Origin of the sequence: Bacillus sp. RC240 (assembly GCF_044907945.1) — a bacterium.
GTDB classification, from domain to species: Bacteria; Bacillota; Bacilli; order Bacillales; family Bacillaceae_G; genus Bacillus_A; species Bacillus_A mycoides.
Map to the genome: position 1 here is coordinate 19,209 of NZ_JBIYCT010000005.1, position 16,586 is coordinate 35,794.

Genomic DNA, 16,586 nt, shown 5'->3' on the forward strand with positions numbered 1-16,586 from the left:
AAGCACCCATCCTTTTAATAAATTTTCACAATATGTTATATGGTGTGTGAAATGGAAAATTATAAGTGCATACTTTTTACAAACTGTGAATGAAAACGGAAATAATAGTACTAGTATATATATATTCGTTTCATTTTATACCTGAATGGAAGTTAACAAATGGAATTAAAGTCATAAATTTTTTTCAGAAATCAGAGAGAGTTCTGATACAATAATAAGGATAACTAAAAAGAAATTCTAGCCAGAGAGGTAGAGGGACATGGATTTAGCGTTGAAATGGTTTGAGTCCATTGATTGGACGAATATAGGTGTGAAGTCACTAAAAATAATCGTTATTTTAATACTTGGTGCAATCGTTGTGCGAGTTGCAAGGGCAATTGTACGAAATGCGTTTCGTATGGGAAGCCGTTCGCCGATTCAAATTTCAGAACGTCGTACAGTTACGGTAGCGAAGTTGCTTGAAAATATTGTGGCATACGTTGTTATGTTCATTATGTTAATTGCGATTTTAGGTGTGTTTGATATTAATGCATCAGGTCTATTAGCCGGTGCTGGGGTAATTGGTTTAGCAGTCGGTTTTGGTGCACAAAGTTTAGTTAAAGATGTTATTACAGGATTATTTATTTTGTTAGAGGATCAATTTTCAGTAGGTGATTATGTAAGAATAGGTCAATTTGAAGGAACTGTTTTGGAAATTGGACTACGTACAACGAAGATGAAAAGCTGGACAGGTGAAATTCATATAATACCAAATGGTAGTATTGTACAAGTAACGAACTTTTCCGTTAGTAATAGTGTAGCATTTGTTGATGTATCTATTTCTTATGAAAGTGATATAGTACGAGCGGAGCAAGTTATTGAAGATTTATTAGTGGAACTACCAGAAAAATATGAGAAAATGGTAACAACACCTCAATTGCTAGGTGTTCAAACATTGGCAGCGTCTGAAGTTGTATTACGTGTTATTGCTGAAGTTGAGCCGATGCAGCATGCAGTTATTGCGAGGGCTCTTCGCAAAGAGATTAAAAATCGTCTTGATTTACATGGTATTGAAATTCCATACCCACGTATGGTTTTATATAGTCGCGAAGAATTAGTTAGTGAAAAAGCAATTTAATAGTGGGAGGGATTTAGAGAATGGAGCAAAAGCAATATAACTTGTACGATGTTGTGGAAATGAAGAAAGCCCATCCATGTGGTGAAAATCGCTGGAAGATTATTCGTATGGGAATGGATATCCGCGTTAAGTGCGAGGGGTGTGACCATTCGGTAATGATTCCTCGAAGAGAGTTTGATCGCAAGGTGAAAAAAATACTTGTGAAGCACGAAGAATAGTGAAAAAGCAACAGCTGCAGTAGACAGCCGTTGCTTTTTTTCATTTGGTGGAAACTTGTCATTTTTTTCGTTACTATCTATAATGATGAAAGATTGAGACATAGGAGTGAAAAATATGGGATTAACGGCTGGGATTGTTGGATTACCTAACGTAGGTAAGTCCACTTTATTTAATGCAATTACACAAGCAGGAGCAGAATCTGCGAACTATCCATTCTGTACAATCGATCCAAACGTAGGGATTGTAGAAGTACCAGATGAGCGTCTAAATAAATTAACGGAATTAGTAGAACCGAAAAAAACTGTTCCGACTGTATTTGAATTTACTGATATTGCAGGTATCGTAAAAGGTGCGAGTAAAGGTGAAGGGTTAGGAAATAAATTCTTATCTCACATTCGTCAAGTAGATGCAATTTGCCAAGTTGTTCGTTGTTTTGAAGATGAAAATATTACGCACGTTTCAGGAAAAGTAGATCCAATTGATGACATTGAAACAATTAACTTAGAACTAATCTTAGCGGATTTGGAATCTGTTGATAAGCGTATCGAACGAGTTGCGAAGTTAGCAAGACAAAAAGATAAAGAAGCTGTATATGAGCATGAAATTTTAGTTCGTTTAAAAGAAGCTTTTGAAGAGGGAAAACCAGCTCGTACTGTTGAATTTACAGAAGAGCAAATGAAGATTGTTAAAGGCCTTCATTTACTTACAACGAAAGAAATGCTATACGTAGCAAACGTAAGTGAAGATGATATTATGGATCCTTCTGACAATAAATATGTACAAATGGTAAAAGAATTTGCAGCAAATGAAAATTCTCAAGTAATCGTTGTATGTGCAAAAATCGAAGAAGAAATCGCTGAGCTAGACGAGGAAGAGAAAAAAGTATTCCTTGAAGAACTAGGCATTGAAGAATCTGGTTTAGATCAATTAATTCGTGCTGCATATGATTTATTAGGACTTGCTACTTACTTCACAGCTGGTGTGCAAGAAGTACGTGCATGGACGTTTAAACAAGGTATGAAAGCACCACAATGTGCTGGTGTAATTCATACAGACTTTGAGCGTGGATTTATTCGCGCAGAAACAGTTTCTTATGATGATTTAATGACAAACGGTTCTATGACAGCTGCAAAAGAAGCTGGTAAAGTACGTTTAGAAGGAAAAGAGTATATCGTAAAAGACGGAGATGTTATGCACTTCCGCTTTAACGTTTAATTTAATATTTCCTAGGAAAAATAAAGATATGAACTTGGCAAATATATTATGTGTTTGCCAAGTTTTTTACGTATTGGTGAGTTGATTCATATAACTTACTATGATATAATCTAAACTCGTGAGTAATTACTATAAATTAATTGCTCCTTGCCCATTATGGGCCGTTTAGACCAAAAGGAGGTGAAAGTGTAATGAGAAAGTACGAAATTATGTACATCATTCGTCCTGGCGTTGAAGAAGAAGCTCAAAAAGCTTTAGTTGAACGTTTTGCAGGTGTTTTAACAAACAATGGTGCAGAAATCATTAACACAAAAGAGTGGGGTAAGCGTCGTTTAGCTTACGAAATCAACGACTTACGTGAAGGTTTCTACATGATCTTAAACGTGAACTCTAACTCAGAGGCGATTAACGAATTCGACCGTTTAGCTAAGATCAACGAAGATATCCTTCGTCATATCGTTGTTAAAGAAGAAGAAAAATAATTGATATATAAGGGAGAGTGGTTCGATTGATGAATCGTGTTATCCTCGTTGGTCGTTTAACTAAGGACCCTGACTTACGTTACACGCCCAATGGTGTTGCAGTAGCTACTTTTACGTTAGCTGTGAATCGCGCATTTGCGAATCAACAAGGTGAGCGTGAAGCTGACTTTATTAATTGTGTAATATGGCGTAAACAAGCAGAAAACGTGGCAAATTATTTGAAAAAAGGTAGCTTAGCAGGCGTAGACGGACGTCTTCAAACTCGTAATTACGATGGACAAGATGGTAAACGTGTATATGTAACAGAAGTTCTTGCGGAGAGCGTACAATTTTTAGAGCCGCGTAATGGCGGTGGGGAGCAACGTGGTTCATTCAATCAGCAACCATCAGGAGCTGGTTTCGGTAACCAAAGCTCTAACCCATTTGGTCAATCTAGTAATTCAGGTAACCAAGGTAATCAAGGTAACTCTGGATTTACGAAGAATGACGACCCATTTTCGAATGTTGGTCAACCGATTGACATTTCGGACGACGATTTACCATTTTAATGGTGTGAATCGGCTATTTTTAACAAAGAATGGAGGGAATAGACATGGCAGGACGCAAAGGTGGACGTGCGAAGCGTCGTAAGGTGTGTTTCTTCACATCTAACGGCATCACTCGCATTGACTATAAAGATGTTGATTTATTAAAACGTTTCGTTTCTGAGCGCGGTAAAATTTTACCTCGTCGTGTAACAGGAACAAGCGCGAAATACCAACGCAAACTTACAGTTGCAATTAAACGTGCTCGTCAAATGGCACTTTTACCATATGTTGGTGAATAATAGCGTATGAAATGCACAGTAGAGTCGGACTCTACTGTGCATTTTGCTATGCTTTTCTTTTTGAAAGAGAGGTTAAAATGTGAAACAAGCAAGGTTTATTACCGAAGGCGCAGCGTTATTGGCTGTATATGCAATGTTATTGCTCATATCTATGTATGTTCCGATTTTGGGTACAGTTGTAACATTTGTATTGCCGTTACCATTTATATTGTTAACGATAAAATATGGTGTACCTAATGCCTTTGTGATTTTTACAGCAGCATTTTTCATTGCTGTTATTGTGGGTCAACCAATAGGTCTAGTAAAGACAATTATGTTTGGGTGTACGGGTATTGTTTTAGGATACATGTATAAAAAACAAAGAAAGCCGTTGGAAATTTTGATAGCAGGGACACTTGCATACTTAATCGGTATTATGCTCATTTATGTTGTGAGTATAAAATTTTTCAACATAGATTTAATACAGAAAATGCAAAATATGTTTAGTGAAAGTGTAGTACAAAGTGAAAAGATAGCAAATGCTGCTGGTATGCAGGTTAGTAAGAAACAAAAAGATTTATTCGCACAAATGAATGATATATTACAAACGATACTCCCGAGTATACTTGTAATGGTTTCTGTGTGTCTTTCTTGGATTACGGTTATGATATCAGGTAGTGTTTTGAAAAAGTTAAAGCATGAAGTAACACTTTGGCCTAAATTTAAAGACATACAATTGCCAAAGAGTATTATTTGGTATTACGTCATATTTATTCTGTTAGCAACTTTTATAAAGGTAGAACCAACATCATATTTACATATGGTATTTTCTAACCTATATGTAATCTTTGCACTATTGCTCGTACTGCAAGGTCTGACATTTATCGCCTTTTTAGCACATAGAAAAGGATTTACTAAAGGTGTTCCTATTATTAGTTTTATTGTCTGCATGTTTATTCCGATGATGTTTCCTCTTGTGACAATCTTAGGTATAATTGATTTAGGGATTTCATTGCGTTCTAAAATAGGGGAATAAAATAATATTCCTTACACTATTTTAATTTGTTTAACTAACTGGAAAGTGAGTTAGTTTTACTTTATAGGAGTTGTATACATGCCTGAATTTTATAAGAAACAGTGGTTTTTATATCCTGTTTACGTATTGGCATTTTTTGTGTTGGTGCTAATCTCGATTCTCTGTTATTTTCACTTAATTATGGGGATAGCTGCCTTTTTTATTTTTAGCATCGTTTTCTTTTTAGTTATACGATTTGAACTTAACTTTCAAAGGAATTTTGAAAAGTATACGACAGATATGATTACTAGGGTAAAAAAAGTGAGTAACGAAGCATTCAACCAGATGCCAATCGGTATATTGTTATACAATAAGGAGTATGGGATTGATTGGGCAAATCCTTACTTGTCTTCATGTTTGGGGCAACACGCATTAGCTGGGTGGCATCTGTACGATGTATCAGAAACATTACTCCTTTTTATTAAAGGAGAGACTTCTGACGATATAGTATCTTTAAATAGTCGAAAGTTCCGTGTGTTTGTAAGGAAAGAAGAAAAACTAATTTATTTTTTTGATGTAACTGAGCAAACAGAGATTGAAAAAATGTATGAGGATCAGCGCACCGTTTTAGCTGTTATTTATTTAGATAATTATGATGAAGTTACACAAGGGTTAGATGATCAATTACGCACGAATATAACAAGTCTTGTGACGTCACGTCTAAATGAATGGGCTGTTAAGTATGGTGCATATTTGAAACGTGCATCTTCAGAAAGATTCTTCGTTGTACTAAATGAAAGTATTTTAGCACAAATGGAGAAAGGGAAATTTAGTATTTTGGATCAAGTGCGTGAAGAAACATCAAAAAGGAATATACCACTTACGCTAAGTGTTGGTGTTGGCTCGGGTGATTTACCTTTATCGGAGCTTGGAGCGATGGCTCAATCTGGTTTAGACCTTGCATTAGGACGAGGAGGAGACCAAGTAGCTATAAAACAAGCGACGGGTAAAGTTAAGTTTTACGGTGGCAAGACGAATCCGGTCGAAAAGCGTACTCGTGTACGTGCTAGAGTTATTTCACATGCATTAAAGGATTTAGTATTAGAAAGCAGTAATGTCATTATAATGGGGCATAGAGCTCCTGATATGGATGCGATTGGTGCAGCGATTGGTATTTTAAAGGTAGCTCAATTAAATGAGCGCAAAGGATATATTGTATTAGATGAAAATGATTCTGATAAAGGAATCAAACGTTTGATGGACAAAGTGAAACAAAATGAAGAGTTATGGTCACATTTTATTTCACCAGGGCAAGCGATGGAATTTGCAAACGATGATTCATTACTTGTTGTTGTTGACACGCATAAACCTTCAATGGTGATGGAGGAAAAACTGTTACACAAGATTGAAAATGTAGTAGTTATTGACCATCATCGCCGCGGGGAAGATTTCATTGAAGATCCATTACTTGTTTATATGGAGCCATACGCTTCTTCAACGGCAGAGCTTGTTACAGAATTACTTGAGTATCAACCGAAAAATTTAAAGATGACAATGTTAGAAGCAACGGCATTGTTAGCTGGTATTATTGTTGATACGAAAAGTTTTACATTCCGTACAGGCGCTCGTACATTTGATGCCGCTTCTTATTTACGCTCGCATGGCGCAGACACTGTACTTGTACAAGAACTTTTAAAAGAAGATATGGGTCAGTATTTACGAGTTGCAAAAGCCATTAAAAATGCGTACATTTATAAAAATGGAATTGCGATTGCTAAAGTTGATGGTGATGAATATTATGACCAAGTACTTATTGCACAATCAGCAGACACATTATTGACAATGACAGGTATCATTGCATCGTTTGTTATTGCAAAACGTGGAGAAAATTTCATTGGAATTAGTGGTAGATCTTTAGGTGAATTGAATGTACAGCTAATTATGGAGAATTTAGGAGGTGGCGGGCACTTAACAAATGCAGCCACACAAATGAAAAATGTTACAGTAGATGAAGCGGAGGAGAAGCTTCGATTTGTTATTGATGACTATTTACAGGGAGGCACACAATCATGAAAGTAATTTTTCTAAAAGACGTAAAAGGTAAAGGTAAAAAAGGAGAAATAAAAAACGTACCAGACGGTTATGCAAATAATTTCTTACTAAAACAGGGGTTAGCTGCCGAAGCGACAAACAGCAGTATGAAAACTTTAGATGCTCAAAAGCGCAAAGAGGAAAAAGATGCAGCAGCAGAAGTTGAGAATGCAAAAGAGCTGAAAGAAACATTAGAGAAATTAACTGTAGAAGTAAAGGCGAAATCTGGAGAAGGTGGCCGCTTATTTGGTTCTATCACGAGTAAACAAATTGTAGATGTAATGCAAAAGTCACACAAGATTAAACTTGATAAACGTAAATTTGAAATGGATGATGCAATCCGTGCATTAGGTTATACAAACGTCACTGTGAAATTGCATCCGCAAGTAACAGCAACAGTAAAAGTTCATGTTAGTGAACAATAAAAATAAATTAAGCAAGGAGGATTGCGCATGAGTGATGTAATGGCTGATCGTACCCCTCCGCATAATATAGAAGCAGAGCAGGCGGTTTTAGGGGCTATATTGATTGATCAAGATGCATTAACGTCAGCATCAGAGCTGTTGCTACCTGACTCGTTCTATCGAACGAAACATCAAAAGATTTTTGAAGTCATGCTTGGGTTGTCTGATAAGGGAGAACCAATCGACTTAGTAATAATGACATCAGCGATGGCTGATCAAGGATTACTAGAAGAAGTTGGTGGGGTTTCTTATCTAGCAGAGTTAGCAGAAGTTGTTCCAACAGCTGCTAACGTAGAATATTATGCACGCATCATCGCTGAAAAGGCACTTTTACGTCGTTTAATTCGAACGGCGACTCATATTGTATCGGATGGATACGAGCGAGAAGATGATGTGGATGGCCTTTTAAATGAGGCTGAGAAAAAAATATTAGAAGTATCTCACCAAACAAATGCAAAAGCATTCCAAAACATTAAAGATGTTCTTGTAGATGCTTATGATAAAATTGAACTTTTGCATAATCAAAAGGGTGAAGTTACCGGGATACCAACTGGATTTACTGAATTAGATAAGATGACCGCAGGTTTTCAGCGAAATGATTTAATCATCGTGGCGGCGCGTCCATCGGTAGGGAAAACTGCATTTTCATTAAATATCGCACAAAACGTAGCGACGAAAACTGATGAAAATGTAGCGATTTTTAGTTTGGAGATGGGCTCTGATCAGCTTGTTATGCGTATGCTTTGTGCGGAAGGAAATATTGATGCGCAAAGACTTCGTACCGGTTCATTAACTTCTGATGATTGGGCGAAATTAACAATGGCGATGGGTAGCCTTTCTAATGCTGGTATATATATTGATGATACACCAGGGATTAAAGTAAATGAGATTCGAGCAAAATGTCGTAGATTAAAGCAAGAACAAGGTCTTGGGATGGTTTTGATTGACTATTTACAGCTTATTCAAGGAAGTGGGAAATCAGGAGAAAACCGTCAGCAGGAAGTATCTGAGATTTCTCGTACATTAAAAGGGATTGCACGTGAATTGCAAGTACCTGTTATCGCCTTGTCGCAGTTATCTCGTGGTGTAGAATCTCGTCAAGATAAACGTCCGATGATGTCTGACATTCGTGAATCAGGAAGTATCGAGCAGGATGCTGACATTGTAGCCTTCCTATATCGTGAAGATTACTATGATCGTGAAACAGAAAATAAAAATACAATTGAAATTATCATTGCAAAACAACGTAATGGTCCGGTAGGTTCAGTAGAGCTTGCGTTTGTTAAGGAATTTAATAAATTCGTCAACTTAGAACGCCGCTTTGAGGATGGACATGCACCGCACGCATAAAGGCAGTATAAAAAAGAAACGCATTTCTTATAATAAGATGTGTTTCTTTTTTTTTATATGAAAGATAGGGCTTTCATAAGGTGAATATGTAATTCTTACGAACGAAAACGTTTTTCTATAAAAAAATGTTCGCTTTTTGGTTGACTTCTCTTTCTGTTTTGGTACAATTATATTGTTTGAATAGATCGTTTGAAAATTGCGGAGGTGCTTTAATAATGTCTTCAGTAGTAGTTGTAGGAACACAATGGGGCGACGAAGGAAAAGGTAAAATCACTGATTTTCTTTCTGAGCATGCGGAAGTAGTTGCAAGATATCAAGGTGGAAATAACGCGGGACATACAATTGTTTTCGGCGGAGTTAAATATAAATTACACTTAATTCCATCTGGTATTTTCTATAAAGAGAAAATTTGTGTAATCGGAAACGGCTTAGTAGTAGATCCGAAAGCATTACTTGAAGAGTTAAAATACTTACACGATCGTGGTGTAAGTACTGATAATTTACGTGTAAGTAACCGTGCGCACGTTATTTTACCTTATCACTTAAAACAAGATGAGTTAGAAGAAGCGAGTAAAGGTGATAACAAGATCGGTACAACCAAAAAAGGTATCGGTCCTGCATATATGGATAAAGCTGCTCGTATTGGTATCCGTATGGCTGATCTTTTAGACCGTGAAGCATTTAAAGAGAAGCTTGAGCGCAATTTAGTGGAAAAAAATCGTTTATTTGAAAAAATGTACGATACAGAAGGTTTCAGCGTAGAAGAAATCTTTGAAGAGTACTTCGAATACGGACAACAAATCGCACAGTATGTATGCGATACATCTGTCGTATTAAATGATGCACTAGATAACAATCATCGTGTATTATTTGAAGGTGCACAAGGTGTTATGCTTGATATCGACCACGGTACGTATCCATTCGTTACATCTTCTAACCCAATTGCTGGTGGTGTAACAGTTGGAACTGGAGTTGGTCCTGCGAAAGTTACTCGCGTTGTAGGTGTATGTAAAGCATATACAAGCCGTGTAGGTGATGGTCCATTCCCTACGGAACTTAATGATGAAATCGGTCATCAAATTCGTGAAGTTGGTCGTGAATACGGAACAACAACTGGTCGTCCACGCCGTGTAGGTTGGTTCGATAGCGTTGTTGTAAGACATGCACGTCGCGTTAGTGGTTTAACAGACTTATCATTAAACTCTATCGATGTATTAACAGGTATCCCAACTCTTAAAATTTGTGTTGCTTACAAATACAATGGCGAAGTTATCGATGAAGTTCCAGCTAACTTAAACATTTTAGCGAAATGTGAGCCTGTATATGAAGAGCTTCCAGGTTGGACAGAAGATGTTACTGCTATGAAATCATTGGATGAACTTCCTGAAAATGCAAGAAAATACGTAGAGCGTGTTTCTGAATTAACAGGAATCCAATTATCTATGTTCTCGGTTGGACCAGATCGTAATCAAACAAATATCGTTCGTAATGTATACGAAGCTTAATTGATATAAAAAATTGATTTTTTTAAGAAAAAACTCATATTTTTATGAGTTTTTTCTTATTTTTTATAAAAAAATAAAAAAAGGTATTGCAAAAATGAAAGATAGCATGTTATGATATGTCTTGTCGTCACGAAAATATGACGTTGGTGAGTATGAGCCATTAGCTCAGTTGGTAGAGCATCTGACTTTTAATCAGAGGGTCGAAGGTTCGAATCCTTCATGGCTCACCATTTTATTTTTCGTGGCCCGTTGGTCAAGTGGTTAAGACACCGCCCTTTCACGGCGGTAACACGGGTTCGAATCCCGTACGGGTCATGTTTTTTTATGTTCATTTTTGGTCCCGTGGTGTAGTGGTTAACATGCCTGCCTGTCACGCAGGAGATCGCCGGTTCGACCCCGGTCGGGACCGCCACTTTTGTTTATACCACCATTAGTGGTTTTATATATAGTTTTGGCTCGGTAGCTCAGTCGGTAGAGCAGAGGACTGAAAATCCTCGTGTCGGCGGTTCGATTCCGTCCCGAGCCACTCTCAGGATATTAAGTGGGCCCACTTAATATCCTTTTTATTTTGTCCAGTTTTACAAATGTGGGTAGTTATTTTACAATAGAATGAGGAGCCTCTAGCAGTTGAAGCTAGAGGTTTTTCTATAGATCGTATAGGATTCCGTGTAAAAGTGGATGATACATGAGTCTATGAGAATAGAGGAGAAATACTTAGACTAAGATTGTTGTCATATAGGAACATACTATAGAAACACCAATATGTTTGAGGATTATTGATCATATTTTTATAAGGAGGAAATAGACGATGATGGGAAAGAAAATTTTAGTAGTTGATGATGAGAAGCCAATTGCGGATATTTTGAAGTTCAACCTAGAAAAAGAAGGTTTTGAAATTGTAATGGCGCATGATGGTGATGAAGCGATTGAAAAAGCAAATGAAGAACAGCCAGATATGGTTTTATTAGATATTATGTTACCGGGAAAAGACGGTTTAGAGGTATGTCGTGAAATACGTAAAAGCTCAGAAATGCCAATTATTATGCTTACAGCAAAAGACTCTGAAATTGATAAAGTATTAGGGCTTGAGCTTGGGGCAGATGATTATGTAACGAAGCCATTTAGTACGAGGGAGTTACTTGCTCGTGTGAAAGCAAATTTACGTCGCCATCAGCAGGGTGGTGCTGCAGAGAAAGAAGAAAATACCGAAATGGTTATTGGACCAATCGTTATCAATTCGAACGCTTATAGTGTAACGAAGCGTGAAGAAAGCATTGAGCTTACACATCGTGAATTTGAATTACTACATTATTTAGCAAAGCATTTAGGTCAAGTTATGACTCGTGAACATTTATTACAAACAGTTTGGGGTTATGATTATTTTGGAGATGTACGTACAGTAGACGTAACAGTACGTCGTTTACGCGAAAAAATTGAAGATAATCCAAGTCATCCTACTTTAATTGTAACTAGACGTGGGGTAGGGTATTACTTGCGTGACCCAGAACAGGAATAGTATATGAAGAAAGTTGGTTTTTTTCAATCTATTCATTTAAAATTTGTGCTCATATATATGCTGTTAATATTAATAGCAATGCAAGTAATTGGTGTATATTTCGTTAGGGAATTAGAAAAAAGCCTTGTAAAAGGTTTTCAAGATTCCTTAACGCAGCAAACAAATTTACTTTCTTATAACCTGAAGCAAGAGTTTGTAAAAGAGCGTCCTAAAGCAGAATCAGTAGATAAAGCTATTAATGATTCGATTCAAAAACTTGCATCGGATCGTAAGAAAGATATTCAAGAAATAAGTGTAATTGATTCTACTAAAAAATTAATGGCAATTTCAGACGCGTCTAAGCAAAATAAAGTAGGACGAACGTCAGCAGACACAGCTGTACAACGGGTAATGGTACAAAAAAAACCAGAGTCAAAGGTTGAGAAAGACGTGAAAACAGGTCATCGGGTTCAAGTGATGATTACTCCTATTCTAAAAGAGCAAGAAGGAGAGGTACTTGGCGTCATTCGTATTGTTGCATCTATGGAAGATGTGTATAAACAAATGAAAGATATAAACCAAATTTTCGCGACGGGGACAGTAATTGCTTTACTAGTAACAGCTGTACTTGGGATTTTGTTGGCTCAAACAATTACAAGACCAATTTCAGATATGCGGAGACAAGCAATTGAAATGGCAAAAGGAAATTATTCGAGAAAAGTAAAAGTGCATAGCCATGATGAAATTGGACAACTAGCATTATCTTTCAATAATTTATCAAAAAAATTACAACAAGCCCGCTCTTCAACAGAGAGTGAAAGGCGCAAACTATCATCTGTTTTATCACATATGACAGATGGAGTAATTGCTACTGATCGAAAAGGTGACATCATTTTATTAAATGATCCTGCGGAAAAAATGTTAAATGTTTCGCGTGAAACGGCATTAGATCAATCTGTCTTAGAAGTGTTAGGGATACAAGAAGAATTTACGCTGGATCATTTATATGAAGAACCTGATTCAGTTTTATTAGATTTTAGTACGAGGAATGAACCATATATTTTACGTGCTAGTTTCTCTGTCATTCAAAAAGAAACAGGGAAGGCAAATGGTTTAATTGCTGTATTATATGATGTAACGGAGCAGGAGCGTATAGAGCGAGAGCGTCGTGAGTTTGTTGCGAACGTATCTCATGAGCTAAGAACACCGTTAACAACGATGCGCAGTTACTTAGAAGCACTTACGGATGGGGCATGGCAAGATCCGAATATCGCACCGCAATTTTTAACGGTTACACAAGAAGAAACAGAAAGAATGATTAGACTTGTAAATGCGTTGTTACAACTATCTAAACTAGATAGTACAGAACATCGCTTAATGAAGGAATGGGTCGACTTTACTGATTTCTTTAATAACGTTATCGATCGTTTTGAAATGTCTAAAGAGCAAAATGTAAGCTTCAAACGATCTTTCTCTAAAAAATCTCGATTTATTGATATGGATACAGACAAAATTACACAAGTTTTATATAACATTATTTCCAATGCATTAAAATATTCGCCAGAAGGTGGCACAGTAACATATCGCCTGCGTGACCGTGGTGAGTTATTAGAAATTAGTGTGAGTGATCAAGGAATGGGTATCCCGAAGGAAAATGTAGATAAAATATTTGAACGTTTTTACCGTGTAGATAAAGCGCGTTCGAGACAAATGGGTGGTACAGGTCTTGGATTAGCCATTGCGAAAGAAATGATTGAGGCACACGGCGGCTCAATTTGGGCGAAAAGTGAGGAAGGAAAAGGAACAACTATTTATTTCACACTGCCAATGGCAACTGATGAAGAGGACGATTGGGAATGAGTATGGAAAACTTTAAAACAATAGTTTTAATTAATTTAGTTGTTATTAGCCTATTTCTTACTTTTAACTTATGGACATATGTTCCTGATTCTACCTCGATACAAAATGCAAAATTTGTTCAAGGTAATGAAGAGATAAATCCAATAAAACTTTCGGAGGTTGTTCGCCCATCCTCTGTAATCGTTCATAAAGAGAAAAATCATTATGTGAGTGAAAACAAGAGTAATGTGGATTTAATTTATAGAATTCTTGAAAATGGAGAGTTACATGATTTAAAGGAAATAACAGGGACAGTTCCTAAAGGTGATTTTCTTTCGTATGTACATGGAGAAGAAAAAATTGAATTTGTTTTTCCTACAAACATTCCACTGGGTACGATTAAAAGTATGTTTAATTTTAAAGATAAAAACATAGAAGGTAATAGGAGTTTCAATCGTATTATAATTGACCCTTCTCGAAGTAAGGACCAAGAAATTAAAATTAGTTTTGTTTCCTATGATACTTATCCTTATCGTAAAATATATGAAGCAAAATTGAGTGGTGTTTACGTAAAGGATGTTATAAATGCTCAAAATCAACTTATAACAGTAGCGAGACCGTATTTTGAATATCAAATAAGTGATAGAAAAAAACTTTACTTACCAGATGGAATTACGGAATTAAGTGAGGTAGAGTATTTTGGAGCTAGGTTAGATGAGGATACATTTAAAAATGCATTATTTAGTGATCCACGTTATTTAAGCCCTATTTCTGAGAAATCAAAGAAAACATTTACAGATGGTATACGTTCTATGGAAATTGATCAGTCAAATGCAATGTTGAAATATAAAAACTCCGCTGTACATAGTGATGAATCTATGGATAATGCAGCACTTTTACAAAAAAGTTTTGACTTTGTAAGTGGGCATAGTGGTGCGTTAAAGCTCTATCGTTTTGATTATATTAATAAGGGGAAAACGTCCTTCCGTTTTTATGAGGATGGGTTGCCTGTATTTAATAGCGATGGAATGGCGGAATTAAAGCAAGCATGGGGTTCAGGTGAAATCATGCAGTATGAAAGATCCTTTTTTGATCCAAGTTTCAAATTACCTAGAAAACAACTAACAACTTCTCTCGCATCGGGTCGTACAGTGATGACATCATTAGAGAATAATCCGCAAATTGATAAAAATTCAATTCAGGATGTTGGAATTGGTTATAAGTTATCATTGGAAGATTCCATTAACGAAGGAAAAAACATTATTTTAAAGCCAATATGGTATGTAAAATGTGAAGAAAATGGTAAGCAAAAAATATTTGAATGGAGTGAGGGGGGACTAAATGGATTGGGATCGAATTAAAACCATATTTATTGTGACCTTTTTTGTTTTAGATCTCTTTCTTATCTTTCAGTTCATTCAAAAGCAAGATAGTAATCAATTGGAACTTGTGACAGAAACAAAAATTGATCAACAATTAAAAGAGTCTAAAATTACTATGGGAAGTTTTCCTAAAGAGCCGAAAAAAGAGTCGTTTATTATGGCGAAAAATAAAAGCTTTAAGGAAGAAGATGTGCAGTCTTTAAAAAATCAAACAGTGCATCTGCAAGAAGAATATAAGATAGAAAGTAAGTTGAAAGAACCATTTTTAAATGCAAAATCGTTATCAAAGGACAAGTATAATGATTTCTTAAAAAACTACGTGCTTGATGGGCAGAAATACGAGTTTGGGGCAATGAAAGATTCAAAAATTTATTTCTTTCAAAAGTATAAGGATAAGCCGATTTTCTACAACAATCATGCAATGATTGTTGTAGATTTGAATGAAAAAAATGAGCTTGTTTCGTATACACAAACAATGTTAACGGATTTGAAGGAAATGGGCGAAAGTGAAAAAACGAAAGAACAAGAAATTATCACTGCTCAAACAGCTTTAGAAAATATATATGTAAAAAATAAAATTGCAGAAAATACGCACGTGAAAGAGGCGCAGATTGGATATGCGACTCTAGCTGAATCTTCTTCTAATATACAAGTGCTTGCTCCAACGTGGAACTTAAAGACAGAGCAGAAAAAGGACTATTTTGTGAATGCAATTGAAGGACAAGTTATGGAATTAGGGGAAACTCAAGTGCCGGAAGAACATAATGGAGTGAGAAAGAATGAGTATGCACTTTAGTGTACTTGCAAGTGGAAGTACAGGGAATATGCTATATGTAGGAACAGATGAAAAAAAATTGCTCGTCGATGCAGGTTTAAGTGGTAAAGCTACAGAGGCCTTATTTAAGCAAGCTGAACTGAATATAAATGACATATCAGGTATTCTTGTAACGCATGAGCATAGTGACCACATTAAAGGATTAGGTGTATTGGCGCGTAAATATGATTTACCTGTTTATGCGAACGAGAAAACATGGAATGCAATGGAACATTTAATAGGTAATATCCCAACTGATCAAAAATTCATTTTCTCAGTAGGAGACGTGAAAACATTTGGAGATATTGAAGTTGAATCATTTGGTGTTTCTCACGATGCGGCAGAACCGATGTTTTATGCTTTTCATAACAATAATAGAAAGTTAGCTCTTATTACAGATACGGGCTACGTAAGTGACCGTATGAAAGGTGTTATTAAGGGAGCGAATGCTTTCGTGTTTGAAAGCAATCATGATGTGGAAATGCTTCGTATGGGACGTTATCCATGGAGCATTAAACGACGCATATTAAGTGATGTAGGTCACGTTTGTAATGAGGATGCTGCATTAGCGATGGCGGATGTTATTACAGACGATACAAAACACATTTATTTAGCGCATTTAAGCTTAGATAATAACATGAAAGAATTAGCGCGTATGTCTGTATCACAAGTATTAGAAGAAAAAGGTTTTGGGGTTGGAGAATCCTTTGAAATACATGATACAGATCCAAAAATGCCTACGAAAATTCAATACGTATAATTCTTCATTTTAGTAAACAATAAAGGTGAATAT

16 protein-coding genes and 4 tRNA genes are annotated in these 16,586 nt (G+C 36.2%); all 20 read left to right on the forward strand.

Translation table 11 applies throughout. The features are described 5' to 3' along the window. Positions 1 to 259 precede the first annotated feature (259 nt). Complete coding sequence (locus ABH955_RS17480) at positions 260 to 1,117, forward strand: mechanosensitive ion channel family protein (RefSeq protein ID WP_002089952.1); 858 nt, start codon at positions 260 to 262, stop codon at positions 1,115 to 1,117. Between the two features lie 20 nt (positions 1,118 to 1,137). After that, positions 1,138 to 1,335 (forward strand): DUF951 domain-containing protein, encoded by a 198-nt coding sequence (locus tag ABH955_RS17485; protein WP_000436054.1) that lies wholly within the window; start codon positions 1,138 to 1,140, stop codon positions 1,333 to 1,335. A gap of 115 nt (positions 1,336 to 1,450) precedes the next feature. Next, positions 1,451 to 2,551: a redox-regulated ATPase YchF gene (gene ychF, locus ABH955_RS17490; protein WP_002089951.1), complete on the forward strand. Its 1,101-nt coding sequence runs from the start codon at positions 1,451 to 1,453 to the stop codon at positions 2,549 to 2,551. Positions 2,552 to 2,742: 191 nt separating this feature from the next. Next, complete coding sequence (gene rpsF / locus ABH955_RS17495) at positions 2,743 to 3,033, forward strand: 30S ribosomal protein S6 (RefSeq protein WP_001233782.1); 291 nt, start codon at positions 2,743 to 2,745, stop codon at positions 3,031 to 3,033. A 26-nt stretch (positions 3,034 to 3,059) separates the two neighbouring features. Beyond that, entirely contained in the window at positions 3,060 to 3,581 is a 522-nt protein-coding gene (ssb, locus tag ABH955_RS17500) for a single-stranded DNA-binding protein (RefSeq protein ID WP_000981963.1), read from the forward strand. A gap of 44 nt (positions 3,582 to 3,625) precedes the next feature. Continuing rightward, positions 3,626 to 3,859, forward strand: coding sequence for a 30S ribosomal protein S18 (gene rpsR / locus ABH955_RS17505; protein ID WP_000918874.1), 234 nt, complete (start codon positions 3,626 to 3,628; stop codon positions 3,857 to 3,859). Positions 3,860 to 3,938: 79 nt separating this feature from the next. Further along, a complete protein-coding gene (locus tag ABH955_RS17510; protein WP_002016461.1) occupies positions 3,939 to 4,874 on the forward strand; it encodes a YybS family protein in 936 nt (311 codons plus the stop codon). Positions 4,875 to 4,952: 78 nt separating this feature from the next. Next, positions 4,953 to 6,926, forward strand: a complete 1,974-nt coding sequence (locus tag ABH955_RS17515; protein WP_002068737.1) for a DHH family phosphoesterase — start codon at positions 4,953 to 4,955, stop codon at positions 6,924 to 6,926. Then, positions 6,923 to 7,369 carry a 50S ribosomal protein L9 gene (gene rplI, locus ABH955_RS17520; RefSeq protein ID WP_016096416.1) on the forward strand — a complete coding sequence of 149 codons (447 nt, stop codon included), beginning with the start codon at positions 6,923 to 6,925 and terminating at the stop codon, positions 7,367 to 7,369. Before ABH955_RS17515 ends, rplI begins: the two co-directional genes overlap by 4 nt. Positions 7,370 to 7,396: 27 nt before the next feature. Then, the gene (gene dnaB, locus ABH955_RS17525) at positions 7,397 to 8,758 is read left to right on the forward strand and encodes a replicative DNA helicase (protein WP_002089943.1); all 1,362 of its coding nucleotides are present in this window, start codon (positions 7,397 to 7,399) and stop codon (positions 8,756 to 8,758) included. A gap of 215 nt (positions 8,759 to 8,973) precedes the next feature. Further along, positions 8,974 to 10,263 carry an adenylosuccinate synthase gene (locus ABH955_RS17530; protein WP_002138921.1) on the forward strand — a complete coding sequence of 430 codons (1,290 nt, stop codon included), beginning with the start codon at positions 8,974 to 8,976 and terminating at the stop codon, positions 10,261 to 10,263. A gap of 154 nt (positions 10,264 to 10,417) precedes the next feature. Continuing rightward, positions 10,418 to 10,493 (forward strand) — tRNA-Lys (locus ABH955_RS17535). Between the two features lie 13 nt (positions 10,494 to 10,506). Next, positions 10,507 to 10,578: transfer RNA gene (locus tag ABH955_RS17540), tRNA-Glu, on the forward strand. A 21-nt stretch (positions 10,579 to 10,599) separates the two neighbouring features. Beyond that, positions 10,600 to 10,675, forward strand: a tRNA-Asp gene (locus tag ABH955_RS17545). Positions 10,676 to 10,716: 41 nt separating this feature from the next. Beyond that, positions 10,717 to 10,789 (forward strand) — tRNA-Phe (locus tag ABH955_RS17550). A gap of 282 nt (positions 10,790 to 11,071) precedes the next feature. Then, the gene (gene walR, locus ABH955_RS17555) at positions 11,072 to 11,779 is read left to right on the forward strand and encodes a cell wall metabolism DNA-binding response regulator WalR (RefSeq protein WP_000971867.1); all 708 of its coding nucleotides are present in this window, start codon (positions 11,072 to 11,074) and stop codon (positions 11,777 to 11,779) included. Between the two features lie 3 nt (positions 11,780 to 11,782). Further along, on the forward strand, positions 11,783 to 13,618 hold the full coding sequence (gene walK / locus ABH955_RS17560; RefSeq protein ID WP_002191368.1) for a cell wall metabolism sensor histidine kinase WalK: 1,836 nt from the start codon (positions 11,783 to 11,785) through the stop codon (positions 13,616 to 13,618). Continuing rightward, the gene (locus ABH955_RS17565) at positions 13,615 to 14,958 is read left to right on the forward strand and encodes a YycH family regulatory protein (protein WP_002191367.1); all 1,344 of its coding nucleotides are present in this window, start codon (positions 13,615 to 13,617) and stop codon (positions 14,956 to 14,958) included. The genes walK and ABH955_RS17565 overlap by 4 nt, the downstream gene beginning before the upstream one ends. Further along, positions 14,939 to 15,775, forward strand: coding sequence for a two-component system regulatory protein YycI (locus tag ABH955_RS17570; protein ID WP_000383744.1), 837 nt, complete (start codon positions 14,939 to 14,941; stop codon positions 15,773 to 15,775). Before ABH955_RS17565 ends, ABH955_RS17570 begins: the two co-directional genes overlap by 20 nt. Continuing rightward, a complete protein-coding gene (locus ABH955_RS17575) occupies positions 15,759 to 16,553 on the forward strand; it encodes an MBL fold metallo-hydrolase (RefSeq protein ID WP_002191365.1) in 795 nt (264 codons plus the stop codon). Before ABH955_RS17570 ends, ABH955_RS17575 begins: the two co-directional genes overlap by 17 nt. Positions 16,554 to 16,586 lie beyond the last annotated feature (33 nt).